This window comes from Kitasatospora sp. NPDC088783, from assembly GCF_044750705.1.
Taxonomy (GTDB): domain Bacteria; phylum Actinomycetota; class Actinomycetes; order Streptomycetales; family Streptomycetaceae; genus Kitasatospora; species Kitasatospora fiedleri.
The window spans coordinates 504,194-526,541 of sequence record NZ_JBIVKJ010000005.1 but is presented as its reverse complement, the minus strand read 5'-3'; the positions used below and the strand labels follow the sequence as shown (position 1 = coordinate 526,541).

General features: G+C 75.5%; 25 protein-coding genes. 5 read left to right on the top strand and 20 right to left on the bottom strand.

The window, feature by feature from the left end; genetic code table 11:
- A partial coding sequence (locus ACIP60_RS18270; RefSeq protein WP_400685346.1) for a transposase occupies window positions 1–312 on the bottom strand: 312 nt, incomplete at its 3' end.
- Window positions 313–1,153: 841 nt separating this feature from the next.
- A complete protein-coding gene (locus ACIP60_RS18265) occupies window positions 1,154–2,371 on the bottom strand; it encodes an FAD-dependent monooxygenase (protein ID WP_400685343.1) in 1,218 nt (405 codons plus the stop codon).
- 123 nt (window positions 2,372–2,494) lie between these two features.
- Here ACIP60_RS18265 and ACIP60_RS18260 point away from each other — a divergent pair, with 123 nt between their 5' ends.
- A complete protein-coding gene (locus ACIP60_RS18260) occupies window positions 2,495–3,076 on the top strand; it encodes a TetR/AcrR family transcriptional regulator (RefSeq protein ID WP_400685341.1) in 582 nt (193 codons plus the stop codon).
- A gap of 134 nt (window positions 3,077–3,210) precedes the next feature.
- On the opposite strand, the gene ACIP60_RS18255 is transcribed toward ACIP60_RS18260, so the two are convergent.
- Window positions 3,211–3,951 (bottom strand): VC0807 family protein, encoded by a 741-nt coding sequence (locus ACIP60_RS18255; RefSeq protein ID WP_400685339.1) that lies wholly within the window; start codon window positions 3,949–3,951, stop codon window positions 3,211–3,213.
- Window positions 3,951–4,580: a TetR family transcriptional regulator gene (locus ACIP60_RS18250; protein ID WP_400685337.1), complete on the bottom strand. Its 630-nt coding sequence runs from the start codon at window positions 4,578–4,580 to the stop codon at window positions 3,951–3,953. Before ACIP60_RS18250 ends, ACIP60_RS18255 begins: the two co-directional genes overlap by 1 nt.
- A gap of 226 nt (window positions 4,581–4,806) precedes the next feature.
- On the opposite strand from ACIP60_RS18250, the gene ACIP60_RS18245 reads away from it, so the two are divergent.
- Window positions 4,807–5,424, top strand: coding sequence for a GNAT family N-acetyltransferase (locus ACIP60_RS18245; protein WP_400685403.1), 618 nt, complete (start codon window positions 4,807–4,809; stop codon window positions 5,422–5,424).
- A 31-nt stretch (window positions 5,425–5,455) separates the two neighbouring features.
- Here ACIP60_RS18245 and ACIP60_RS18240 read toward each other — a convergent pair whose 3' ends face one another.
- Together ACIP60_RS18240 and ACIP60_RS18235 are read right to left on the bottom strand one after the other, a co-directional pair.
- Complete coding sequence (locus ACIP60_RS18240; RefSeq protein WP_400685334.1) at window positions 5,456–5,866, bottom strand: SRPBCC family protein; 411 nt, start codon at window positions 5,864–5,866, stop codon at window positions 5,456–5,458.
- Window positions 5,867–6,014: 148 nt separating this feature from the next.
- Entirely contained in the window at window positions 6,015–6,794 is a 780-nt protein-coding gene (locus ACIP60_RS18235; protein ID WP_400685331.1) for an NAD(P)H-dependent oxidoreductase, read from the bottom strand.
- Between the two features lie 193 nt (window positions 6,795–6,987).
- Here ACIP60_RS18235 and ACIP60_RS18230 point away from each other — a divergent pair, with 193 nt between their 5' ends.
- Window positions 6,988–7,863 (top strand): helix-turn-helix transcriptional regulator, encoded by an 876-nt coding sequence (locus tag ACIP60_RS18230; protein WP_400685329.1) that lies wholly within the window; start codon window positions 6,988–6,990, stop codon window positions 7,861–7,863.
- Between the two features lie 53 nt (window positions 7,864–7,916).
- Here the strand turns inward: ACIP60_RS18230 and ACIP60_RS18225 are convergent, their stop codons facing one another.
- The 10 genes from ACIP60_RS18225 to ACIP60_RS18180 all read right to left on the bottom strand — a co-directional run bounded on the left by ACIP60_RS18225 (window position 7,917) and on the right by ACIP60_RS18180 (window position 18,101).
- Complete coding sequence (locus ACIP60_RS18225) at window positions 7,917–8,498, bottom strand: TetR/AcrR family transcriptional regulator (RefSeq protein ID WP_100838759.1); 582 nt, start codon at window positions 8,496–8,498, stop codon at window positions 7,917–7,919.
- 142 nt (window positions 8,499–8,640) lie between these two features.
- Window positions 8,641–9,435, bottom strand: coding sequence for an alpha/beta fold hydrolase (locus ACIP60_RS18220; RefSeq protein WP_400685325.1), 795 nt, complete (start codon window positions 9,433–9,435; stop codon window positions 8,641–8,643).
- 53 nt (window positions 9,436–9,488) lie between these two features.
- Window positions 9,489–10,400 carry an SDR family NAD(P)-dependent oxidoreductase gene (locus ACIP60_RS18215; RefSeq protein WP_400685322.1) on the bottom strand — a complete coding sequence of 304 codons (912 nt, stop codon included), beginning with the start codon at window positions 10,398–10,400 and terminating at the stop codon, window positions 9,489–9,491.
- Window positions 10,401–10,506: 106 nt separating this feature from the next.
- Window positions 10,507–10,974: a DUF3237 domain-containing protein gene (locus tag ACIP60_RS18210; protein WP_400685320.1), complete on the bottom strand. Its 468-nt coding sequence runs from the start codon at window positions 10,972–10,974 to the stop codon at window positions 10,507–10,509.
- Window positions 10,971–11,882 (bottom strand): ABC transporter ATP-binding protein, encoded by a 912-nt coding sequence (locus tag ACIP60_RS18205; protein ID WP_400685318.1) that lies wholly within the window; start codon window positions 11,880–11,882, stop codon window positions 10,971–10,973. The genes ACIP60_RS18210 and ACIP60_RS18205 overlap by 4 nt, the downstream gene beginning before the upstream one ends.
- Window positions 11,879–12,862 (bottom strand): ABC transporter ATP-binding protein, encoded by a 984-nt coding sequence (locus tag ACIP60_RS18200; RefSeq protein ID WP_400685315.1) that lies wholly within the window; start codon window positions 12,860–12,862, stop codon window positions 11,879–11,881. Before ACIP60_RS18200 ends, ACIP60_RS18205 begins: the two co-directional genes overlap by 4 nt.
- The gene (locus ACIP60_RS18195; protein WP_400685312.1) at window positions 12,859–13,725 is read right to left on the bottom strand and encodes an ABC transporter permease; all 867 of its coding nucleotides are present in this window, start codon (window positions 13,723–13,725) and stop codon (window positions 12,859–12,861) included. The genes ACIP60_RS18200 and ACIP60_RS18195 overlap by 4 nt, the downstream gene beginning before the upstream one ends.
- Window positions 13,722–14,678, bottom strand: coding sequence for an ABC transporter permease (locus tag ACIP60_RS18190; RefSeq protein WP_400685309.1), 957 nt, complete (start codon window positions 14,676–14,678; stop codon window positions 13,722–13,724). Before ACIP60_RS18190 ends, ACIP60_RS18195 begins: the two co-directional genes overlap by 4 nt.
- Window positions 14,675–16,339, bottom strand: a complete 1,665-nt coding sequence (locus tag ACIP60_RS18185; protein WP_400685307.1) for an ABC transporter substrate-binding protein — start codon at window positions 16,337–16,339, stop codon at window positions 14,675–14,677. Before ACIP60_RS18185 ends, ACIP60_RS18190 begins: the two co-directional genes overlap by 4 nt.
- A gap of 67 nt (window positions 16,340–16,406) precedes the next feature.
- Complete coding sequence (locus tag ACIP60_RS18180) at window positions 16,407–18,101, bottom strand: CocE/NonD family hydrolase (RefSeq protein ID WP_400685305.1); 1,695 nt, start codon at window positions 18,099–18,101, stop codon at window positions 16,407–16,409.
- Window positions 18,102–18,268: 167 nt separating this feature from the next.
- Here ACIP60_RS18180 and ACIP60_RS18175 point away from each other — a divergent pair, with 167 nt between their 5' ends.
- Together ACIP60_RS18175 and ACIP60_RS18170 are read left to right on the top strand one after the other, a co-directional pair.
- Window positions 18,269–18,838, top strand: coding sequence for a TetR family transcriptional regulator (locus ACIP60_RS18175; RefSeq protein WP_100838768.1), 570 nt, complete (start codon window positions 18,269–18,271; stop codon window positions 18,836–18,838).
- A 159-nt stretch (window positions 18,839–18,997) separates the two neighbouring features.
- Window positions 18,998–20,455, top strand: a complete 1,458-nt coding sequence (locus tag ACIP60_RS18170; RefSeq protein WP_400685302.1) for an amidase — start codon at window positions 18,998–19,000, stop codon at window positions 20,453–20,455.
- 67 nt (window positions 20,456–20,522) lie between these two features.
- Here ACIP60_RS18170 and ACIP60_RS18165 read toward each other — a convergent pair whose 3' ends face one another.
- The 4 genes from ACIP60_RS18165 to ACIP60_RS18150 all read right to left on the bottom strand — a co-directional run bounded on the left by ACIP60_RS18165 (window position 20,523) and on the right by ACIP60_RS18150 (window position 22,276).
- Complete coding sequence (locus ACIP60_RS18165) at window positions 20,523–20,783, bottom strand: hypothetical protein (protein ID WP_400685300.1); 261 nt, start codon at window positions 20,781–20,783, stop codon at window positions 20,523–20,525.
- Entirely contained in the window at window positions 20,780–21,043 is a 264-nt protein-coding gene (locus ACIP60_RS18160) for a hypothetical protein (RefSeq protein ID WP_400685297.1), read from the bottom strand. Before ACIP60_RS18160 ends, ACIP60_RS18165 begins: the two co-directional genes overlap by 4 nt.
- Window positions 21,044–21,140: 97 nt before the next feature.
- Window positions 21,141–21,638, bottom strand: coding sequence for a Uma2 family endonuclease (locus ACIP60_RS18155; protein WP_400685400.1), 498 nt, complete (start codon window positions 21,636–21,638; stop codon window positions 21,141–21,143).
- A 209-nt stretch (window positions 21,639–21,847) separates the two neighbouring features.
- Window positions 21,848–22,276, bottom strand: coding sequence for a VOC family protein (locus ACIP60_RS18150; protein ID WP_111551509.1), 429 nt, complete (start codon window positions 22,274–22,276; stop codon window positions 21,848–21,850).
- Window positions 22,277–22,348 lie beyond the last annotated feature (72 nt).

The following is a 22,348-nucleotide window of genomic DNA, read 5'->3' as shown; positions in this document are numbered from 1 at the left end:
CGAGTATTTGAAGTCGATGCGGCAGCGCACGGCCTCGGCGGCATCGCGGTCGGACAGGCCCAGCAGGAACTGCAGCACGCTCACCGTGGCCAACTGGGCCGACGAGAGTCCGGGCCTGCCGTCGCGCGGGTACCAGTCGGCGAAGTCCTCGTCCCGCCACAGGCCGTCGAGACGGTCACGCACCCACATCGCTGTCGTGCCACCGGGGTTGCTGGCCCGCGCCATCCGCGCCGTCAACTCCGGGACCTCGGCATCCGGACGGGGACGGACCGACATCTCGCACTCCTCGGAAATCTCGCGGTCATCGTGCACCCGCGAGACTGGCGCACCACCATGATCACCCGCAGCCGAACACCAAGATCCCCGACAGAGTCAAGCCTAGGGCCTGTTTTCAAACCCCCGTCGTAGCCCTGGGGCGTCTGGTGCGTGCTCTCGGCGTGCCGGGCGAAGGGCCTCGTACCGGATGTACTCGGCTCTCTGCCCGGTGCGGCGGGAGTAGGTGCCAGGCGTTGCGGGGCAGGCGGGGGTTTGAAGACAGGCCCCAGCGCCGGTGCCGGGTGTGCGGGCGGCGGTTGCGACCGATCAGGAAAGCTGCGGTCCCGGCGCCGAGCAGCACCAGCCCGGTAGCGCCGACCGAGAGGTCCGCGCCCGTCCCGGCGAGGTCGGACGTCGCGACCCGGCCCACCGGGCCGGTCGGCTGCCCGGTCGGCGCGTCACCGGAGGCCGCGGGGTCGGAGGCCGCGGGGTCGGCGATCGACGTGGCGGCCGGGTCGTCCTGGTCGGCGTCGGGGGCGGTGGTCGACGCCGCTGCACCGGCGGTGGGCGTGCCGGTCGGAGCCCCTCCGGCGGTTCGCGACCGCCCTGCGCGCTGGAGCAGCACGAGCCCAGCCCCGTTGAGGAGTTGACGTCCGCATCAGCGGACGCACCCGTGAGCCTGAGCGCGAGCGACCCACCGGCCTCGTCATCCGCCGTCCGCCGCCCCGCCGCTGCCGCGACCGCCCACCTGCCGGCGCGCTGGAGCAGCACGAGCCCAGCCCTGCCGAGGAGTTGACGCCCGTATCAGCGGACGTACGCGTGAGCCTGGGCCTGGGCGACCCACCGGCCTCACCCTCCGCCGTCCCGCCACTGCCGCGACCGGGGCCCGTCCCCCGCTCTACGCTGCCTCCGCCGCCTCGGTCGCGCTGCGGCCGTGCTCGGTGCCCGCCATCGCCCGCCGCACCAGCGGACGGAGCGGACGTGACTGGAGTGCCCGCATCGCCAGCGCGTTGGCCCGGATGCCCAGGGCCGTGGCGGGTGCCATGGAGGCGACCCGGCCGGGCGGCAGTTGCTGGGCCGAGGTGACTCGCGGGCGCATCGCCCGCTCGTAGGAGGCCAGCGCGGCGGGCAGCCGCCCGGGGTCGGACGGGACGTCGGCCGACTTCAGCGCCGTGGCCAGTTCGGCGGCGCCGCGCAGCGCCAGCGCGGTGCCCAGGCCGCTGAGCGGGCTCGCGCACCAGGCGCTGTCGCCGAGCAGCACCACCCGGCCGTCGCGCCAACTCGGCATCTGCACCTGGTCGAAGGTGTCCAGCGCGAAGTCCTCGGCCTGCCGTGCGGCGGCCAGGAACTCCGTCGCGCGCCACCCGACGTCGGCGAAGGTGCGCTCCAGCAGGGCGAACCTGGCTTCGCAGTCCTGTCGGGGCGGCAGGGAGTCGGCGGCGAAGGTCAGCCCGACCTCCTGCTCGCCCGCCCGGCCCGGCCGGGCCTGCACGCTGCGGCGGCCGGGCTCGTTGTAGATCAGGAACCAGCCGTCCAGTCGCGGCGTCCCGGGCCGCTCGGCGAGGGTGAACCAGGCGTGTGCCAGGCCGAGCGGCTTGCGGTAGCGCTCCTCCGGGCCGAACCGCAGGGCGCGGACCCGGGAGTGCGCGCCGTCGGCGCCCACCACCAGGTCGAACTCCTCCGTCGTTCCGCTGCGGAACCGCGCGCGCACGCCGCCGGGGGTGTCCTCCAGCGCCTCGACGGTCTCGCCGAACCGGTGCGTGACGCCCGGGCCGGCCGCCCGGTGGATGATCCGGGCCAGGTCGGTCCGGAGCAGTTCCTCCTCGGAGACGTAGCCGCGACCGTCGAAGGCGGTGACCGGCATCTCGGCCAGCCGCCGCTCCCGCGCGTCGATCCAGGCCGCCCCGGCCTGCGGCACCAGGCACTCCAGCGCGGCCGGGAGCAGACCGAGTCCGTCCAGCACCTCGCGGCAGTCGCCGCGCAGGTCGACGGTCTGCCCGCCGGCCCGCGGTGCCGGGGCGATCTCGGCGACGGTGACCGCCCAGCCGTCCCGCTCCAGCATCAGCGCGAGCGTGTCCCCCGCGATCCCGCCGCCCACCACCAGAACCCGTGCCATGACGCCCTCCCCTTCACCGTTCACCGTTGACCTCGACCGCACTGACGCGAATCTTTCGCATTTAGCCTGGCATGCCTGCCCCACTAACGCAACAAATTCGCGCTAAGGCGCTAAACTGGCGTGGTGACGCAAGCAACGGGGACGTCCCGGCCCGGCGGCCGGACCGCCCGCACCAGAGAGGCCGTGCACGCCGCCACCCGCGAACTGCTGGCCGAATCCGCCGACGGCACGGTGGAGATCGCCGAGGTGGCGGCGCGTTCCGGCGTGCACGTGGCCACCATCTACCGGCGCTGGCGGACCGCCGACGGCCTGATCATCGACACCGTGGTGGAGGAGCTGGGCCGCCGCTCGCCCCTGCCCGCCACCGGCGACCTGCGGGCCGACCTGCTCGGCTGGACCAGCCGCCTGCTCACCGAACTGGGCGAGCCCGGCCACCTGGCCTTCTTCCGCGCCATGCTGCGGGCCGGCGATCAGGGCGAGCACGGCCTCGACTTCGTCGAACCCCGGATCCGCCAGCTCCGGGCCACCCTGGACGCCGCCGGCGCCACGGTGCTGACCTGGGGCGACATCTTCGAACTGATCCTCGCCCCGGCCTACGTCCGCGCCCTGCTCGCCTCCCCGATGGACCCAGCGACCGACGCCCCCCGCCTGGTCGACAACATCATCGCGATCCGGACCGCCCGGGAGCGGGCGCGGCAGGACTGACGGCCGGACCGGAGCAGCGGCCCGCGCCGACACCGCCGACACCGCCGACACCGCCGACACCGCCGACACCGCCGACAGCACCAACGGCGACGACCGGTCCGACCGAGTCGGTCGGGCCGGTCGGCGCGGGCCGGTCAGACCTCCAGGCCGTGCCGCTTGATGTACCAGAAGTGGAAGGCGAACAGCGCGCCCAGCACGGCCAGCCACTGCAGGGTGTTCACCAGCGGGACGGCGCCGATCGGCAGGGTCAGCGCGAACGCCACCCGCACCAGCGCGTCCAGCGCGAAACCGCAGCCCCAGACCAGGGTCAGCAGGCGAAGGTCACGGCGGAAGACCGGGTCGTGCTCCCACTGCCCGGCCCAGGCGTCCGCGCCGACCGGGCCGATCTTCGCGGCGACCACCGTCCGGGCCGCGCCGAGCATGAACGGGCGGCGGGTCAGCAGGCTGCCCAGCACCCACAGGCCGATCACGCCGAACACCCAGCTGTCGCGCACCAGCAGCACCCGCGGGCTGCCGGTGACGGCCGACAGCAGTGCCCCCACCGCGATCAGCACCAGCGCGAACACCGGCATCGGGTCCAGGCGCCGGTTCCGGACCAGGCCGTAGAGCACCCACGGCAGGGCCGCCAGGCCGCTCAGCGTGATCGCCAGCCACTGCCCGGCACCCAGGCCGAGCAGCACGTAGTAGGCGGCCAGCGGCACCCCCAGCTCGAACAGGACGGAGCGCAGCAACTGCCGCTTCCCGCGCACCGCCCGCTCCTTCGGCGTCGTCCCGTCGCCCGCGTACGCCGCCCAGTCGACCCGGCCGTCCGCGCCGCGCGGCAGCTCCGTCCGGCCCGCCCCGGCGGCTTCCGCCCGTACCTGCTGTCCGTCCATCACTCTTCCCCCAGTCTCCGATGCGTTTCCAGGCAGGCCTCCGCCGGGCGGACCGCCCGGTCGAACAGGTCGGCCAACTCCCTTGCACTGGCGGCCACGTCGAGCTCCGGCTCGCGCAGCACCCGTACCAGCACCGCGTCGATCGCGCCCCGGACGGCCGTCACCAGCACCCGGGCGTCGAACGGGCCGTACTCGCCGTCCGCCTGCGCCCTGCGGACCTGCTGCTCCTGGAAGTCCATGACGGCCCGTCGGCTCGCGGCGAACTCGCCCGCCGCGTCGTCCCCCTGGCCGTTCAGGATCTCCACCAGCGCGGCCAGCTCGCGCGGGTGCGCGGCCACCAGCTCGATGTTGGACTCGATGAAGGCCCGCAACCGCCCGCGCGGGCCCACCGCCGCGTCGATCCGCGGCAGCATGTACGCCTCCGCGACCCGCAGCACCTCCGCCACCACCTCGCGCAGCAGGTCGTCCTTGCCCTTGAAGTGGTACGAGATCAGCCCGGTGCTGCTCAGCCCGGCCTGTTTGGCGATCCGCGCGAACGACGCCTTGGCGTACCCGGCCTCCGCGATCACCTCGATGGCGGCCGCCACGATCTGCTGACGCCGCGCCGATTCGGTGAATGTGCGCCTCACCGGGAACCCCTCTCTGCTCGCCCGAGCCACATCTTGCTCGCCTGAGCAAGAAGGTAGCCCTGTTTGCTCGTCCGAGCAAGAGCCCGCGCACGCAAGCAGACGGACCCTCAGGAACCGCCCACCGGAGGAACGGTGGCCCGGCCGTCCCCGCCACCGGCCGTCCCCGCCATCCGGCCGCGCTCCCGGCGGGCCCCGGCGCCCCCCTCCCGCCGGGTCCTGCGCCATGATGCGGTGCGTGCCTCCTCTCGTTCCCCCCGTCATCCCGCCGGGCAGTCTCAGCAGCTGCGCCCAGCCCACCCTGCCGATCGACGGCGGCCTGCTGCTGCGGCCCTGGCTCGGCTCCGACGCGGCGGCCGTCGCCCGGGTCTTCCGCGATCCGGCGATCCGGCGCTGGCACCTGCGCGGCGCGGACTCCGCCGAGGAGGCGGGCGAGTGGATCGCCAAGTGGCAGCGCGGCTGGGCGGACGAGACCGCCGCCCACTGGGCCGTGGCCGCCGTCGACACCGACACCGACACCGACACCGACGGCGGTCGGCTGCTCGGGCGGGTCTCCCTCCAGTCCCTCGTCCTGTACGGCGGACAGGCGGAGATCGCCTACTGGACCGCACCCGAGGCCCGCGGCCTCGGCATCTGCTCCCGGGCGGTGGACCGCTTCTCGGACTGGGCCCTGCACGAGGCGGGCTTCCACCGGATCGAACTCGGCCACTCCACGGCGAACCCCGCCTCCTGCCGGATCGCCGGGAAGACCGGCTACCTCCTGGAGGGCACCCGCCGCAGCGCCCTGCTGCACGCCGACGGCTGGCACGACATGCACCTGCACGCCCGCGTCCGGGAGGGGGACTGACCGATCGGGGACTGCCGCCGGCTCCGGGCGGTCAGCGCAGCAGGGTGCGCAGGGTCCGGCGGAAGAGGATCCGGCCGCACCAGGCGGTCGGCCGGTCGAACAGGGCGGGCAGCGGGCCGACCCGCAGGTCCTCGCGCCAGCGGACGACCGCGCCGCCCCGGTACGGGCGGACCTCGATCTCGGCCCAACCGGTCACCAGCGGGCCGCGCTTGACCAGGCGGCAGACGCCGGGCCGGTCGGCCCGCGGCGGCTCCCAGCGGACGACGTCCATCACGTCGTCGAAGCCGAACCGGCCCGCGCCGGTGCGGGCCACCACCGTCCGGCCGTCCCCGTGCACCGCGGTGAACGGCACCCCGGCCCCGTGCCGCGGCCAGTCGGTGACGCGCCGCCAGGTCTCGTCGGCGGTCAGCGGGGTGGCCAGGACGATGCGGAACTCGGTCATCCGCCGATGCTATCCGCCGCACCCGCCCCCGCCGGGCCCCACGCCGGGCCCCACGCCGACGGCCGACCACCGACCGTCGACCACCAAGCAGCGGCCACCGCCCGTCAACCGCCACCTACCGCCCACCTACCGCCCGTCGACCACCCCCTCAGGGACGCACGTGCAGCCCGAAGCCCGTGCGGCCGGCCGGCTCCAGCCCGTCCTTCAGGTGCAGCGAGGGGATCTCGTAGTCGCCGGAGTTCTGCGGCCGGAAGGCGATCGGCTCGGTCGACTCCAGGGTGAGCAGCCGCTGTTCCCAGGCCGCGGCCACGGCCGGGTAGTCCTGCTCGGCGAGCCGGTCGCCGCCGTACACCACGAAGGGCGGCAGCACCTCCAGGCCCGGGTAGTAGAGGATGCCGTGGTGGATCGGGAACAGCAGGTCGTCGATGGGGCCGTTGATCCCGCGGGCGGCGTAGTGCGACTCCGGGCCGCCGACGGTGACCGACAGCAGGGCCCGGCGGCCCGCGAGGGTGCCCTCGCCGAAGCGCTCGCCGTACTTGGTGGCGCTGTGCTCGCCGACGCCGTACGCGAAGCGGTAGGTGAAGACCCGGTCGACCCAGCCCTTGAGGATGGCGGGCATGCCGTACCACCACAGCGGGAACTGGAACACGACGGTGTCGGCCCAGAGCAGCTTCTCCTGCTCGGCGCGGACGTCGGGAGTGAGCGCCCCGGCGTCGAAGGCGCGGCCCGAGTCCAGCGGGACCTTCAGCGGGTCGGACGCGTGGGGGCCGTAGTCGGTGGCGTCCACGGCCGCCTTCCAGCCCATCGCGTAGAGGTCGCTCACCCGGACCTCGTGCCCGGCGGCCCGCAGGACGGTCACCGCGTGGTCGGTCAGCGAGCCGTTGAGCGACTTGGGCTCCGGGTGGGCGTGGACGATCAGCGTCTTCATGGGGGGTCCTCCGGTTCGGTGGTCCGCGGTTCAACGGCCCGCGGTTCGGTGGTCCGCGGTTCGGTGGTCCGCGGTGCCTCCGATCCTGGCCGCCGCGGCGCGCCCCGTTCAGGGGCTCCGCTTCCGTAGGACCGGACTTCCTGGTACTGGCAGGGCCACCCGGCCGGGGGCGGTGCCGGGCGATACTGGGCCCATGGACGATCTCGCGGGTTTCCTGCGGACCCGGCGCTCCCGGGTCGACCCGGCGGCGGCCGGCATCCCCACCGACAGCCGCCGGCGGGTGGCGGGGCTGCGGCGCGAGGAGGTCGCGCACCTGTCCGGGGTGAGCGTCGACTACTACGTGCGCCTGGAGCAGGGGCGGGCCACCCAGCCCTCCGAGCAGGTGCTGGACGCGCTGGCGCGGGTGCTGGGCCTGGACGGGACGGAGCAGGAGCACCTGCACCGGCTGGCCCGGCAGCCCCGGCGCCGGGCGAAGGCGCCGACCGGGCGGATCCGGCCGGAGCTGCTGCGCGTCCTGGGCATGGTCTCCGACGCGCCCGCGATCATCATGGACCACCGGATGGACGTGCTCGCCCGCAACCGCCTGGCCGGGCTGCTCTACGGCCGGCCCGCCGAGAGCCTGAACACCGCCCGGCACATCTTCCTGGAGGAGGGCGAGCGCGGCCTCTACGCGGAGTGGGAGAGCTGCACCCTCGACGTGGTCGGCCACCTGCGGCTGGCCGCCGGGAAGTACCCGGACGACCCCCGGCTGGCCTCCCTGATCGGCGAACTGTCGATGGGCAGCGAACGCTTCCGCCGCCTGTGGGCCCGCGCGGACGTGCGCGCCCGCACCCACGGCCGCAAGGCGTACCGGCACCCCCTGGTCGGGCTGCTCGAACTGCACCAGGAGAACTTCTCCCTGCCGGACGGCTCGGGCGTGGAGCTCCTGGTCCTCTCCGCCGCTCCCGGCAGCCCCTCCGAGGACGGCCTGCGCCTCCTCGCGGGCCTGGCCGCGGAGACCGGGAGCCCCCGCCGGGTCGCGGAGACCGGGAGCCCCCGCGACCCGGCGGACGTCCGGACCCGGGAGTAGCCGCCCCTGCGTCCCCGGGCCCCCGCGCTCCCGGGCCCCGGTCCCCCGGGACGTCAGGCGTGCGACGGCGCGGGGCGCATGCCTTCGAGCAGGGTGTCGAGGTAGCGGTGGGCGGTTTCGGCCTTGTCGGCGGGCGTGCCGCCGTGGACGTTCACGGCGTGGGCGATGCCGCACATGAGCGGGACCAGGTCGCGGGCGGCGAGGTCGGGGCGGACGGCTCCGGCGTCGCGGGCCCGGTCGAGCAGCGCGGTGCCGGCCGACGCGAGCGACTCCTTGAGTTCCGTGGTCCGCGGCAGGGCGTCGGCGGGGGCGGCGGCGACCGGGGGCAGCGCGGCGTCGGTGAGCTGCGCCTCGACGACGCGGGCCAGGAAGCTTCCCAGTGCCCGCCAGGGGTCGGTGTCGGCCAGGGCCTGCGCGCCGTGGCCGGCGAGGTCCTCGAGGCAGGGGGCGGCGACGGTCTCCAGCAGCGCCTCGGGGGTGGGGAAGTGCCGGTAGACGGTGGCGACCCCGAGACCGGCCCGGCGGGCGACGTCGTTGAGCTGCAACGGGGTGCCCTGGTCGACCAGGTCGCGGGCGATCGCGACGATCCGCTCCCAGTTGCGGGCGGCGTCCTTGCGCAGCGGTGGGGTCGTCATGGGGCGTGTCCAGGTTGCTCGTCGTGGTGCGCGGGGTCGGTCCGGCGATCCTACCCGGACGGTCCCCGACGGTCCCCGACGGTCCCGGACGGACTGCGGCCCTGGGGGGTGGACGGGCCGGGCGGCCCGTCCACCGCCGGGGCTAGCGGGCGCCGTCCTGCTCGGTGAGGAAGCCGGTGATGGTCTCCAGCCACCGCTCGGGCTGCTCCAGGAACGGCAGGTGCCCGGTCGCGAGTTCGGCGGTCCGCGCGCCCGGGATGGCGGCGGCCAGTTCGCGCTGGAGGGCCACCGGTATCAGGGGGTCGGCCGTGGTCAGGACGACGAGGGTCGGCGCGGTGACGGCCGCGAGGCCGTCGCGGACGTCGGTCCGGCGGACCAGGTCGACCTGGGCGGAGGTGCCGGGCGGGAGGGCGCGGGCGCTCTGCTCGGCGGCGGCGCGCACCCGGGCGGGGCCGAGGTGGTCCAGCACCGGTGCGCTGAGGGTCAGTTGGGTCAGGTACTGGGCGAGGATGAGGTGCTGTCCGGCGTCGTGGAGCTGCTGCCAGATCGCGGCGGCCAGTTCGGTGCGGGTGTCCAGGCGGGCGAAGGCCGCGCTCAGCACGAGCGCGGTGACCCGCCGCGGGTGGCGGGCGGCGACCCGCAGGGCGACCGCGCCGCCCAGCGAGTACCCGCAGACGGCGAAGGTGTCGAGCCCTTCGGCGTCCGCCGCGGCGACCAACCGGTCCGCCAGGTCGTCGAGTTCCAGGGGCGCGGCGGGGAGCGGGGTGGTGCCCGAGCCGGGGTAGTCGACGCCGACGACGGTGTGCCCGGCGGCGAGACCGTCCATGATCGGTCCGAAGTTGGCGGCGATGCCGCCGCCCGCCCCGTGGGCGAGCAGGAGGCCGGGGCCGGAGCCGTGCACGGTGCGGGCGTAGCGGGTCGGGTCTGCGGTGGTCATGGTGGTGTCCTCGGGTGGAAGCGGTGAAGGGGCGACGACGGCCGGCGCGGGGCTCAGCCCCGGCGTTCCGTGCGGGCTGGGGCGGTGACGGGGGCGTGGGCCTCGCTGAGCCGGCGCACGGCGGCGGCGGTCCGGGGGTCGGTCGCGGCGCGGAGCGGGGCGACGGGGACGGCCGAGGGGCCGATGACGAGGCCGGTCCGGCCGGTCAGCGCGGGGTCGGTGGCGGCGGTGATCGAGGGCCGGGCGGCCACGGACGCGGAGCCGGAGGTGGAGTGTTCGAACCGGCGGCGCACCAGCGGCCACAGCAGCCGCAGCGGCGGGGAGACGATCCTCGGGTCGGTCAGGGTGCCGTTGGTCATCGCGGTCGCGGCGCCGCCGGGGTCGGCGGCGAAGACCGACACGCCCGATCCCGCCAGCCGCTCCGCCAGGTCGAGCGTGTACGCGAGGTTGGCCAGCTTGGCCCGCCCGTACCAGTGGAAGCCGTAGTAGCCGCCCGGCGGCTCGACGGCGTCGAACACCCGCCTGGCGACGCCGACCGCGGCCGAGGTCACGTTCACCACCCGGCTGGGCGCTCCGGCGGTGAGCGTGGGCAGCAGCAGTTCGGTCAGCAGGTACGGCGACAGGTGGTTGACCACGAACGACGCCTCGACGCCGTCGATCCGCTGCCGCCGGGCGAACATCGCCCCCACGTTGTTGACCAGCACCGTCAACGGCTCCCCCGACGCCACCCGTTCGGCGGCGATCGTGTCGGCCAGCGCGCGGACCCGGTCGAGCGAGGCCAGGTCGGCGGCCAGGAACCGGGCGGGCCGCGCGGGCCGCTCCGCGTTGATCCGCTCCACCGCCCCGGCCCCGCGCCCGGCGTCGCGGCCGACCACGGTGACGGCGAATCCGGCGGCGGCCAGTCCGAGCGCGGTCTCCAGGCCGATGCCGCCGGTGCCCGCCGTGACCACGGCTGTCTTCCCCATGGGCTCCTCCACTCACATAATCGGATAGGTCATCCCCTTGTGCAGGACGATAGCACAAGTGGATGACCTATCCGATTTCTGTTTCCGGCCGCCCGGTACCGGCCGCTCAGCGCAGCGCGTACACCCGGATCACCACGGTGCGCTCCTCGTCCTCGGGCCGGGCCAGGCCGACGAAGACCGTTCCGGCGAGCCAGCGGTGGGCGGGGGCGTCGGTGCGGAAGACGGGGGCGGTGCGGTAGTAGACGCCCGGCTCGGCGATCCGCAGCCCGTCGTCCTCGTCCTCGTCCTGCGCGGGGCAGTCCGGGTCGAGCCGGTAGTAGCCGCGGTTGACGATGTCGATGACCGCGCCGTCCTCGGCGCGCAGCAGGTAGCGGGCGTCGAGCTGGCAGACCGGGCCGCGGGTGCTGCTCCAGTCGCCGCCGCCGGGCAGCACGGTGCCGGTGAGGCGGGGGCCGGTGACGGTGCCGCCGGTGATGGGGGTGAACTCGAGCGTCTCGCCGTCGCCGTGGCCGACGTGCCGGGTGGGGGCGAGGTGGGCGCGGATCTCGAAGGCGAAGTCGAGGGCGGGGGTCACGGGGCGGCGGCCTTCCGGTCGGGGTTCCGGCCGGGGTTCCGGCCGGGGTCCTGGGCGGGGTCCTGGGCGGAATCGCGGGCGGGCTGTCGGACGGGCTTCCAGCCGGGGCGGGGGATCGAGTCGACCAGGGCGCGGGTGTACGGGTCGCGCGGGGCGGTCAGCACGTCCCGGGAGCGGCCGGACTCGACGATCCGGCCGTGCCGCATCACCACCACGTCCTCGCACAGGAACGGGACGATGCCCAGGTCGTGGGTGATGAACAGGTAGGCGATCGGGCGCTGTTCGCGGATGCGGACCAGCAGGTTGACGATCTGGGCCTGCACCGAGACGTCGAGCGCGGCCACCGCCTCGTCCAGCACCAGCAGTCGCGGTTCGACGGCCAGGGCGCGGGCGATCGCGGCGCGCTGGCGCTGGCCGCCGGAGAGGGCGCGGGGGCGGGCGCCGGCCTGCCGGGCGTCCAGGCCGACCTGGTCGAGCAGTGCGTCGCGGCGGGCTTCGAGGGCGGCGCCGCGCAGCGGGGTGTGCCGGGCGAGGACCTCGGCGACGGCGTCGCCGATCCGCTGGTGGCGGTCGAGCGAGGTGTACGGGTCCTGGAAGACCATCTGGGCGCGGCGGGCGTGGGCGAGGCGTTCGGCGGTGCGGGCGCGGGGGCCGGGCAGGGGGGCGCCGTCGAGGGTGATCCGTCCGGCGTCGGCGCGTTCCAGGCCGGTGACCAGGCGGGCGGTGGTGGTCTTGCCGGAGCCGGACTCGCCGACCACGGCGAGGGCCTGGCCGGGCATCAGGCGCAGGCTGACGCCGTCGACGGCGGGGTGTCCGTCGTAGTGCTTGACCAGCCGGTCGGCGTCCAGCAGGGGCGTCGGCGCCGGCCCGGCCGGAGGTTCGGGCGAGGGTTCCAGCACGGGTTTCACCGGGTGCTCCCTTCCGGGGGGACGGGGTGGTGGCAGGCGGCCCGGCCGTCGCCGTGCGGGCGCGGCTCGGGGCGGTCGGTGCGGCACACCGCGGTGGCGTGGGCGCAGCGCGGGGCGAAGGGGCAGCCGGGGCCGGTCTCGGACGCGGCGAGCGGGCGACCCTCGACGGCGCGGAGCCGCGCGTCGGGGGCGGTGGGGTCGGGGCGGGCGGCGAGCAGGGCGCGGGTGTAGGGGTGGGCGGCGCGTCCGGCGAGGCGGGCGGCGGGGAGTTCCTCGGCGAGGGTGCCGGCGTAGAGGACGGCGACGCGGTCGCAGACGGCGGCGGCGAGGGCGAGGTCGTGGGTGATGAACAGCAGGGTGAGGCCGTGGCGTTCGCGGGCCTCGTCGATGACGGCCATCACCTCGGCCTGGGTGGTGACGTCGAGGGCGGTGGTGGGTTCGTCGGCGAGCAGCAGCCGGGGTTCGGCGGCGAGCGCGGCGGCGATCATGACGCGTTGCAGCAGCCCGCCGGAGAGTTCGGCGGGGCGTTGGCGCAGGCGGCGGGCGGCGTCGGCGACGTGGACCTCGTCGAGCAGCGCGGTGGCGCGGGCGTCGGCGGCGGCGCGGGTGAGGCCGCGGACGGCGGTGAGCGCCTCGGTGAGGAAGTCGCCGACGGTGCGCAGCGGGTTGATGTGGGCGCGCGGGTCCTGGAAGACCATGGCGGCGCCGCCGCGGCGCAGGGCGCGCAGTTCGGGCGGGCGCATGGCGGGGACGGAGGCGCCGTCGAAGCGGACGTCGCCCGTCAGGGCGGCGCCGGGCGGGAGCAGGCCGAGGACGCTGCGCGCGGTCAGCGACTTGCCGGAGCCGGATTCGCCGACCAGTCCGACGGCGCTGCCGGGGGCGAGCGCGAGGTCGACCCGGTGCAGGACGGTGCGCCGGGTGCCGTGCGGGCCGGGCAGGGTGACGCGCAGGGCGTCGAACTCCAGCAGGGGCGTGGTCATGTGGGGTCTCCGGCGAGGCGCTGGGACAGGGCGTTGCCGAGCAGTCCGCAGGCGACGGTGAACAGGACGATGGCGGTGCCGGCGGCGAGGGCCTGTTCGGGGCGGCCGGCCAGGATGCCGGGGGCGCCCTGGGCGACCATCAGGCCCCATTCGGCGGTGGGGGGTCGGGCGCCGAGGCCGATGAAGGAGAACGCGGCGATGTCGAGCAGGGTGTAGCCGAAGGAGGTGGCGGTCTGCACCAGGATCAGCGGGGCGAGGTTGGGCAGCAGGTGGCGCAGGCAGATCCGGGTGCCGCCGACGCCGAGCATCCGCAGCGCGGCGGTGTAGGGCAGGTGGCGTTCGCGCAGGGCGCTGCCGCGCACCACCCGGACGACGTAGGGCAGCGAGGCGAGGGTGAGGGTGGCGACGGCGACGGGCAGCCCGGCGCCGAACAGGGCGGCGCCGACCACGGCGAGGACGAGTCCGGGGAAGCCGAAGACCAGGTCGAGGGCGGCGGTGACGGCGCGGTCCCACCAGCCGCCGCGCCAGGCGGCGCTGACCGCGAGCGCGGTGCCGAGGGCCCCGGCGGCGAGGGTGACGGCGAGCGGGGCGAGCAGGCTGGGCCGGGCGCCGTACAGGAGGCGGGAGAGGATGTCGCGTCCGGTGTCGTCGGTGCCGAGCCAGTGGTCGGCGGTGGCGGGTCGGGAGACGGCGAGCGGGTCGACGGCGTTCGGGTCGTGCGGGGCGATCAGCGGGGCGAGGGCGGCGGCGAGCACGACCAGGGCGACGAACGTCCCGGCGAGCAGCGGGACCAGTCGGCCGCGGACGCGGGTCGCGCGCCGCCGCGGGCCGCGGACCGCGGCGGCGAGGCGGAGGGTGCTCATGCGGGGGCGCCTCCGATCGGGGTGCGGTGGTCGAGTGCGGCGGTGGCCAGGTCGACGGCGGTGTTGACCAGGGCGAAGGCGGTGACGGTGAGCAGGGCGAGGGCCTGGACGACGGCGAGGTCCCGGCGGGCGGCGCTCTGCACGAGCAGCGCGCCGAGGCCGTTGAGGCCGAAGGTCTGCTCGATGACGGAGCTGCCGGCGATCAGTCCGGCGACGGAGACGCCGGCCACGGAGAGGATCGGCCCGGAGGCGTTGCGCAGGACGTGCCGGCGGACGACCAGCCGTTCGGGGATGCCCCGGCTGCGGGCGGTCTGGACGTGTTCGGAGCCCTGTTCGGCGTGCACGGCGGAGCGGGTGACCTGGGCGACGTAGGCGAGCCAGGAGGCGGCCAGGGCCAGGGCGGGCAGGGTGAGGTGGCGCAGCCGGTCGCCGAGGCCGCCGTCGCCGCCGCCGTAGGCGGGGAGCCAGCCGAGCCGGACGGCGAACAGCCAGATCAGCAGGACGGCGGAGACGAAGGTGGGGACGGCCATCAGGGTGCCGGTGGCGGCGGTGACGGCGGTGGCGGTGCGTCCGCCGCGCAGTCCGGCGAGGGTGCCGAGGGTGGGGCCGACCGCCAGGATGAGGACGGCGGCGTAGCCGATCAGCAGGGCGGTGGTGCCGATCCGGGCGCCGATCAGGTGGGCGACGGTGTCGTGCTGGGCGAGCGAGGTGCCGGCGTCGCCGTGCAGCAGGCCGGTCAGCCAGTGCCAGTACTGGGTGAGGAAGGGGTCGTCGAGGTGGTACTGGCGGTGGATCTCGGCGAGCAGTTCGGGGTTGGGCGGTTTGCCGCCGCCGACCAGCAGGGTGGCGGGGTCGCCGGGGGCGAGGAACAGGGCGCCGTGGATGGCGAGGCTGGCGGCCAGCAGGGTGGCGAGCAGGCCGAGCAGGCGGCGGCCCAGGTGGCGGAGCGTCATCGGGTGCCGCCGAGGTAGGCGGCCCAGGGCATGTTGACGTAGGCGAAGCCGGCGGGGGCGCCGCTGAGCCGCTTGTTGAGGAAGAGCCGCTCGTCGGGGGCGGCGAGCGGGACGATCGGCAGGTCCTGGACGAACGCGGCCTGGGCCCGGTTGAAGGCGTCGGCGGCCCGGGCGGGGTCGGTGGCGGCGCGGGCCTCGGCGAGGGCGGCGGTGACGGTGTCGTTGCGGTAGCCGACCCAGTTGAACAGCGAGCCGGGGTCGGTCATCTGCTGGACGTAGGAGGCCGGGTCGGGCAGTTCGACGTAGCCGAGCACGATCACGGCGTCCAGGCCCCGGCGCAGCGCCGGGTCGTAGAACAGGCCGGAGAGCTGGGTGGGTTGGAGCTGTTCGATCCGGATGTCCAGGCCGATCCTGCGGGCGGCGTCCTGGAGGAAGGTGAGCGTCTGGAGGGACTGCTGGTCGCCGGCGGCGGTGGCGACGGTGAGGCTGTAGCGGGGGTTGGCGGACTGGGCGATGGCGGCGCGGGCCCGGTCGAGGTCGACGGCGGGGACGGGCGGCAGGGCGTCGTAGCCCCGGGCGTAGGTCGCGGCGGCGGGGTCGTGGGCGCGGACCAGCGCGGGGACGAAGGTCTTGAGCTTCTGGGCGGCGCCGTCGTACACGTTGCGGATCAGCGCGTCGCGGTCGAGCAGCAGTTGCAGGGCCTGGACGGTGTGCGGGTCGGCGAGCGGGGAGTCGGGGCCGGTGGGGGTGAGGAAGACGGTCTGCGCGGAGGCGCCGCGGTAGAGGGTGCCGGCGGTGGAGCGGGCGACGGCGCGGGCGGTGGCGGTGTTGACCTCGTAGGAGCCGTCGACCTCGCCGGAGAGCAGGGCGCCGGTGAGGGTGGAGCCGTCGGTGATGAAGCGGAAGGTCAGTTCCCTGACCTTGGGCTGGAGGGCGGGGTCCCAGTAGGTGCCGGTGCTGGTGATGCCGATCGACTCGCCGGCCTTCCACTGCCCGAGCCGGTAGGGGCCGGTGCACATCAGTCCGCCGCCGGGGGTGCCGTAGTCGGCGCCCGCGGTGGCCAGGTAGCTCGCCTCGCTGACGGCGCCGAAGCCGTTGGTGAGCGCTTTGACGAACAGCTGGTCGGGCTGCTTGAAGCGGACGGTGACGCGGTGCGGTCCGTCGGCGGTGATCGCGGTGACGTTGCGCAGGGCGTCGGCGTTGACGCTGCGGGTGGCCGGGTCCTGCTGGCGCTTGAGGCTGGCGACCACGTCGGCGGAGGTCATCGGGTTGCCGTCCCAGAACGTCACGTCCGCGCGCAGGTCGAGCACCAGGGTGGTGGGGTCGCTCCAGGTCCAGCCGGTGGCCAGGCCGGGGCCGTAGGTGTAGTCGGCGTGCAGGCGCAGCAGCGGGTCGCACAGGTTGGAGACCACGGTGCTGGGCGCGTAGTCGCCGGCCTTGGCGGGGTCGAGGCTGAGCGGTTCGCCGGTGGGCAGGTTCCAGGTGGCGTGGTCGACCCGGCCGGTGGCGGCGGGGGTGAACTCGGTGAGTTCGGCGGGTCTGCCGCCGCCGGGGGCGCCGGCCGAGCCGCAGGCGGTCAGCGCGAGGGCGCAGGCCAGGGCGAGGAGGGCGGTTCTGCGGGTCGCGGCGGTGCGAGCGGTGGCGGTACGGGGAGCGTGCATGAGGGAGTGCTCCTGTGGGGGTCGGTGATCGGGGGTGTCGGCGGGTGTCGGCGGACGGGGGCGGGCGTCAACCGGCGGGTGCGGGCAGGACGGTGACGGTCAGCCGGGAGGGCCGGGGGCCGCCGGTGTGCAGGCGCTGGACGGCGGGGCGGGCCTCGGTGGCGGTCCACGGGTTGTCGCCGGTGCCGGTGGCGGGCAGGAAGAGCGGGAAGTCGGAGGCGGCGACCAGCAGCAGCAGCCGGTGTCCGGCGCGGACCCGGTAGCCGGTGTGCGCGAGGTCGATGTGCACCGGCCCGGCCGCGGTGGCCTGCACCTGGCCCCGGACGATCAGCCGGGCGGTGCCGTCGGGGGCGAGGTCGGCGAGTTTGGCGAACACGTCGAACACGGGGGCCTCGCCGTCCACGTGCAGCTCGGCCTCGACCGGCCCGGCCAGGTCGAGCGGTGCGGCCAGCGCCTCGCCGGTGAAGGCCAGCACGTCGGGGCGGGCGGCGGGGGCGGCCAGGTCGGGGTGGGTGTGCAGGTAGGCGAAGGAGTTCTCGACCAGGGACGGGACGGGGGCGTCCGGGTCGTGCGTCCAGCGGGCGCACCGCTGCTCCCGGGGCGGGCGGGCCGTCAGCGCGCCGCCGGGCAGCGGGCCTGCGGCCAGTTGGGCGCCGTCCAGGTGCAGGGTGAGCGGGCGGGTCCCGGGCGGCGGCCAGCTCTCGGCGGTGCGCCAGCCGGCGTGGCCCAACTCCCAGGCGACCTTGGGGAGTTCCGCGGCGTCTCGGCTGCCCTGGAGGAACACGTCGAGGAAGTCGAGGGCCGGGCCGAGGTAGTCGTCGAGCATCCGCTCCAGGGCCCGCTCGTCCTCGGCGTGGTCGTCCGGCGGGGCGACGGGGGCCAGCGCCAGCCGGTAGTTCTCGTGGTCGACGGCCCCGGCCCACAGGTACTGCACGGCGTCCCACTCGGGGCGGGCGGCGAGTTCCAGGTAGTCGGCGAGGTGGGCGCGGACGATGTTGTCGTACCAGCCGACGCAGTGCAGCACCGGCACCGGCCGGGCGTCGAACGGGTGCCGGCCGAACTGGGTGCACAGGTCGACCCGGTGCGGCGCGAGCAGGGTGAACCAAGCCGAGCGGTCGCCGATCTGCCGGAACGCCTGCTCGTACGGCGCGATCGCGGGCCGGGCCGCCGGGTCGGCCCGGTACTCGTAGGTGTCCCGGCCCACCCAGTGGTGGGCGAAGTACGTCACGCCCTCCCGCCAGGGCGGGGGCGGCAGTTCGCGTCCGCCGTGGCGGAACATCGCGTTGAAGTCGGCGGCGGTGACCCGCGGGACGACGGCCCGCAGCGCGGGGTGCCCGGCGGCGACGGCGGCCCACTGGGTGAAGCCGTAGTAGGAGTCGCCGAACATCCCGACCCGGCCGTCCGACCAGTCCTGCCGGGTGATCCACTCGATGGTGTCGTACCCGTCGGCGGACTCGTGGACGAACGGCAGCGTCCCGCCCTCGGAGCGGAACTTGCCGCGCACGTCCTGCACGGCGACGGCGTAGCCGCGGGCGGTGAGGCGCTCGGCGATCCGGTCGGTGAACACGTAGCGGCTGTTCTTGTCGTACGGCAGCCGGATCAGCACGGTGGGCCACGGCGGGCCGCCGTCCGGCGGCAGGTAGACGTCGGTGGCGAGGCGGACGCCGTCGCGGACCCGCACCAGGTGCTGGCGGGCCTGCGCGGGGACGGGGGCGGGGACGATCCGCTCGATGGCGAGGGGCAGGTGCTCGGGGGATGGCATGGGGGTGTCGCTCCGGCCTGGGAGGGCGTGGCAGGGGGTGCGCAACGGGCGGACGCGCGCCGGGGGACTTCGCCGGCGGCGTCATGCAACGGCGTTGTGCGACGTTGTTGTATGACAAGATTGCACCTGCCCGCCACCCGGTCAACACTTTCCGGAGGAGTACGCCGATGCCGATCGAGGTCGACCAGGAAGACCGCCTGGCCCGGATCGCCGACGCCACCATCGAGGTCGCCCGCACCCGCGGCGTCCGGGCCGTCACCATCCGCGCCGTGGCGCAGGAACTCGGCGGCTCCACCGCGATGATCACCAACTACCTGCCCACCCGCTCCGCCCTGATCGCCAACGCCCTGCGCCACGCGGAGCGCCACTGGGCCGGGGAGACCGAGGCCCTGCTCGCCGGGCACAGCGGCCCGGACCGCCTGCTGGCCCTGGCCGAGTGGATGTGCACCACCGAGCGCGACGACGAGGTGATGCGGCGCCTGCTCGCCGAGATCGTCAGCGAGGGCGACGGCTCCGACGCCGCCGTCCTGGTCGCCGAACTCGCCCGCGACCACCGGGCCGCCCTGGACCCGCTGCTCGCCGAGGCCGGCATCACCGACCCGGGCGCCGCGGACCTGCTCCACCTGCTCTTCCGCGGCTACTGGCTCTCCACCCTGGAGGACCCGGCGCACTGGCCCGCCCCCCGTGGCGCGAACGCCGCCCGCACCGCGGTGCGCCTGCTCACCGGCCGGGCCTGAGGCGCGCCCGCCGGGCGGGGGACGCGCCCGCGCGGACGCGGGGTGCGGGGCCCGGACCTTGACTTCATCAAACGTTGTTGCATAACGTCGTCACATCTTGTGCGTCAGCACTCCCCCTCCGCGCGTTCCGCCGGAGCGCGCGCCCTCGTAGAGGCGTTCATGGACAACCACTCCCTCCCCACCCGGCCGTGGCAGCTCACGGCCGTCGAGGCCGCCGCCGCGATCCGCGACCGGTCCCTCTCCGCCACCGAGCTCGTGCGGTCCTGCCTGGACCGCGTCGAGGCCGTCAACCCGACCGTCAACGCGCTGGCCGACCTCCGCCCGGAGGAGAGCCTGGCCGCCGCCCGCGAGGCCGACCGGCGCACCGCCGCCGGCGAGGACCTCGGGCCGTTGCACGGCGTCCCCGTCTCCACGAAGATCAACACCGACCAGCGCGGCTTCGCCTCCTCGCACGGCGTGGCCGCGCTGGCCGGCACCCCGGCCGCCGAGGACGCCGCCTGCGTGGCGGCGCTGCGCGGCGCCGGCGCGGTCTTCCTGGGCCGCAGCAACGCGCCCGCGTTCTCCTACCGCTGGTTCAGCACCAACGACCTGCACGGCCGGACCCTCAACCCCTGGGCCCCCGACCGCACCCCCGGCGGCTCCAGCGGCGGCGCGGCGGCGGGCCTGGCCGCCGGGATGACCCCGCTCGCCCAGGGCAACGACATCGGCGGCTCGATCCGCTACCCGGCCGCCTGCTGCGGCGTGGTGGGCATCCGCCCTACGGTCGGCCGGGTCTCCAACTGGGCCGCGCCGGTCTTCGTCGACACCCCGGCGGGGCGCCAGCAGCTGGTGATGCCGCTGACCGTGCAGTCCTGCGCGGTCGAGGGCCCGCTGGCCCGCACCGTCGCGGACGCCCGCCTCGCGCTGCGCGTGATGACCACACCCGACCTGCGCGACCCGGCCGGCGTCCCCGCCCTGCCGGAGCGCCCCGCGCCCGGCACCCTCCCGGCGGTCGCGGTGGTGCGCTCGATCGGCACCGTCCCCAACCACCCGGCGGTGGAACGGGCGATCGACGCGGCCGTCGGCAAGCTCACCGAAGCCGGCTACCGGGTCGAGGAACTGGACGGCCTCCCGCTGCTCGCCGAGGCGGCCCGGCTCTGGTCCCTGCTGATCTACGAGGACTTCCGCCCGACCATGCCGCTGGTCGACCGGGTCGGCGACCCGGGCGTGCGCACCTCGCTGGCCCACTCCTTCGCCGCCGCAGCCGCCGAGTGGGGCGAGGCCCCTTCGCTGGCCACGTACATCCACGGCTGGTCGCGGCGCGCCGCGCTGATCACCGAACTCCAGCAACTCCTGGGCCGCGAACGCCTGCTGCTCACCCCGGTGAGCGCCGAGCCGCCCTTCGAACAGGACGCGGACCTCGCCTCCCCCGAACGCGCCGCCGCCCTGGTCGCCGCCCAGTGGCCGATGGCGGCCGTCCCGATCCTGGGCTTCCCCGCCGCCACCGTCCCCGCCACCCTGGTCGACGGCCTCCCGATGAGCGTCCAGCTGATCGGCGGCCGCTTCGAGGAGGAACTCGTCCTGGACGCCGCCCAGGCCGTCGAGGACCGCACCCCCCGCCTGACCCCCGCCCTCTGACCCCACCGCCCTCTGACCCCACCGCCCCCGGCCCCCGGGCCGGGGGCCCACCGGTCTCGCCGGCCGGTCAGCCGTCGAAGCCGGGGAGCCAGACCAGGCGCACCACGTCGATGGTGCGCTGGTCGGGGTTGACGAAGACCTCGGCGGTGACGGAGGGCGCCAGGACGACGTTGCGCAGGTCGCCCCATTCGTCGACGGGGCTGCCGGCCCGGTCGTCGAGGAGCACCAGGGAGGCGGTGACGAGCGCGAAGAGGATGTCGTCCGCCTTCGAGATCGCGACCATGGTGTGCGCGGGTTGGTCCTGGAGCCATATCCGCCAACCGCTCACGCGGCAGCCCCGGCCTGCTGCGCCCGCCCGGTGGCGAGCACCGGCGCGACCGCCGCCCGGAACCCGCTCCGATCGCTCCCGTAGGCGCCGGACATGGCCCGCAGCCACCACGTGGTGATCACGGCCTCCCGGTCCGCCGGGTCCTCGACGGGCCCGAGCTCGCCGTAGAACCGGGCCCGCTCCTCGTACGTGAGCGCCTGCTCGATGCCGTTGATGCTGCGCGGCACGCGCAACGCCCCGGTCTCCGCTGTCGCCGTCATGCCCCTGCCCTCCCGTGCGTCTGCCTCGACCGTACCCCTCCCCACCGCGGGCGTCCGCCACTCCCCCCGCCATCGGGCCGGAGGCGGCGGGTCCGGTTCAGAAACGGCCGGTGTCCAGGTCCGGGTCGAACGGGGCGGGGAGGCGGACGGGGCTGCCGAAGGGGTGGGGGCCGTCGACCTCCGCGTGGCCGAGGCGGCCGGGGCCGGAGAAGACGGTGCACTCGCGCTGCTGACGGTCCACCAGCAGGCGGACGGGGGTACCGTACCGGCCGTGGCGGCGGCGCTTGGCGGGGCGGTCGGTCTCGCCGTTGGACGGCGAGGTGACCTCGACCACCGGCAGGGTCCGGTCCGGGAGCAGGGCGCCCTCGGTCTTCGCGGCGAGTCCGGCCGGGACGACCGCCGGGTCGGGGGTGGACCAGTTCTCGCTGCCGGGCAGGTCGAGGGTGCCGGAGCCGGAGACCAGGCCGAGTTCCTCCAGCCGCGGGGTCAGCTGCCGGCGCACCGCCTCGGCCGCGTTCTCGTGCGCCCGGGACGGCGACCCGGGGGTGATGACTCCCTCGATGATCTCGGCGCGGCCCCCCGCGACGTGCTGGATCGCGTACTTCAGGGCCCGCTCGGGGTCACTGACGCTGTGGTCCCGGGGGACGCGGGCCGCCGTACTCGTGACGCGCCGCCTCCTCTGCTCCCGTCCGATTCTCCTCCGGCCGGGGCGGGCACGGCCGCGCGCGCCCGGGGGCGTTCACCGTTTCGGGTCGGTGCCCCCGCTCGTCGGGCCGGAGTCGGGGGCGGGGACGGGGACGGGGGTCAGTCGATGCAGAACTCGTTGCCCTCGACGTCCTGCATGACGATGCAGGAGTCGTCACCGCCGTCGTACAGGAGCCGGACCCGGACGGCGCCGAGGGGGAGCAGGCGGGTGCATTCGGCTTCCAGGGCGGCGAGGCGCTCCTCGCCGAGGAGGCCGGTGCCGACCCGGACGTCGAGGTGGACGCGGTTCTTGACCGTCTTGCCCTCGGGGACGCGCTGGAAGTAGAGGCGGGGGCCGACGCCGGTGGGGTCGGTGCAGGCGGACCACGAGCCGCGTTCGGCGGGCGGGAGGGAGTCCTCGTACCGCTCCCAGCTGTCGAAGCCCTTGGGCGGGTGGGACTCGTAGCCGAGCACCTCGCACCAGAAGCGGGCGACGCGGGCGGGTTCGGCGCAGTCGAAGGTGACCTGGAACTGTCTGAGCACTGCCATCGGGCCACCCTAACAGCGGGCCCGGTCGGGGTCGTCCGAATATCGGCGGGGCCGGCCGCCGGCGGTCGGCGG

What these genes read in the sequence shown, in the direction of transcription:
- ACIP60_RS18265 (WP_400685343.1), bottom strand. Translation starts at nt 2,371, where the DNA reads ATGGCACGGGTTCTGGTGGTGGGCGGCGGGATCGCGGGGGACACGCTC.
- ACIP60_RS18255 (WP_400685339.1), bottom strand. Translation starts at nt 3,951, where the DNA reads ATGGACGGACAGCAGGTACGGGCGGAAGCCGCCGGGGCGGGCCGGACG.
- ACIP60_RS18245 (WP_400685403.1), top strand. Translation starts at nt 4,807, where the DNA reads ATGCGGTGCGTGCCTCCTCTCGTTCCCCCCGTCATCCCGCCGGGCAGT.
- ACIP60_RS18240 (WP_400685334.1), bottom strand. Translation starts at nt 5,866, where the DNA reads ATGACCGAGTTCCGCATCGTCCTGGCCACCCCGCTGACCGCCGACGAG.
- ACIP60_RS18235 (WP_400685331.1), bottom strand. Translation starts at nt 6,794, where the DNA reads ATGAAGACGCTGATCGTCCACGCCCACCCGGAGCCCAAGTCGCTCAAC.
- ACIP60_RS18230 (WP_400685329.1), top strand. Translation starts at nt 6,988, where the DNA reads ATGGACGATCTCGCGGGTTTCCTGCGGACCCGGCGCTCCCGGGTCGAC.
- ACIP60_RS18225 (WP_100838759.1), bottom strand. Translation starts at nt 8,498, where the DNA reads ATGACGACCCCACCGCTGCGCAAGGACGCCGCCCGCAACTGGGAGCGG.
- ACIP60_RS18220 (WP_400685325.1), bottom strand. Translation starts at nt 9,435, where the DNA reads ATGACCACCGCAGACCCGACCCGCTACGCCCGCACCGTGCACGGCTCC.
- ACIP60_RS18215 (WP_400685322.1), bottom strand. Translation starts at nt 10,400, where the DNA reads ATGGGGAAGACAGCCGTGGTCACGGCGGGCACCGGCGGCATCGGCCTG.
- ACIP60_RS18200 (WP_400685315.1), bottom strand. Translation starts at nt 12,862, where the DNA reads ATGACCACGCCCCTGCTGGAGTTCGACGCCCTGCGCGTCACCCTGCCC.
- ACIP60_RS18195 (WP_400685312.1), bottom strand. Translation starts at nt 13,725, where the DNA reads ATGAGCACCCTCCGCCTCGCCGCCGCGGTCCGCGGCCCGCGGCGGCGC.
- ACIP60_RS18190 (WP_400685309.1), bottom strand. Translation starts at nt 14,678, where the DNA reads ATGACGCTCCGCCACCTGGGCCGCCGCCTGCTCGGCCTGCTCGCCACC.
- ACIP60_RS18185 (WP_400685307.1), bottom strand. Translation starts at nt 16,339, where the DNA reads ATGCACGCTCCCCGTACCGCCACCGCTCGCACCGCCGCGACCCGCAGA.
- ACIP60_RS18180 (WP_400685305.1), bottom strand. Translation starts at nt 18,101, where the DNA reads ATGCCATCCCCCGAGCACCTGCCCCTCGCCATCGAGCGGATCGTCCCC.
- ACIP60_RS18175 (WP_100838768.1), top strand. Translation starts at nt 18,269, where the DNA reads ATGCCGATCGAGGTCGACCAGGAAGACCGCCTGGCCCGGATCGCCGAC.
- ACIP60_RS18170 (WP_400685302.1), top strand. Translation starts at nt 18,998, where the DNA reads ATGGACAACCACTCCCTCCCCACCCGGCCGTGGCAGCTCACGGCCGTC.
- ACIP60_RS18160 (WP_400685297.1), bottom strand. Translation starts at nt 21,043, where the DNA reads ATGACGGCGACAGCGGAGACCGGGGCGTTGCGCGTGCCGCGCAGCATC.
- ACIP60_RS18150 (WP_111551509.1), bottom strand. Translation starts at nt 22,276, where the DNA reads ATGGCAGTGCTCAGACAGTTCCAGGTCACCTTCGACTGCGCCGAACCC.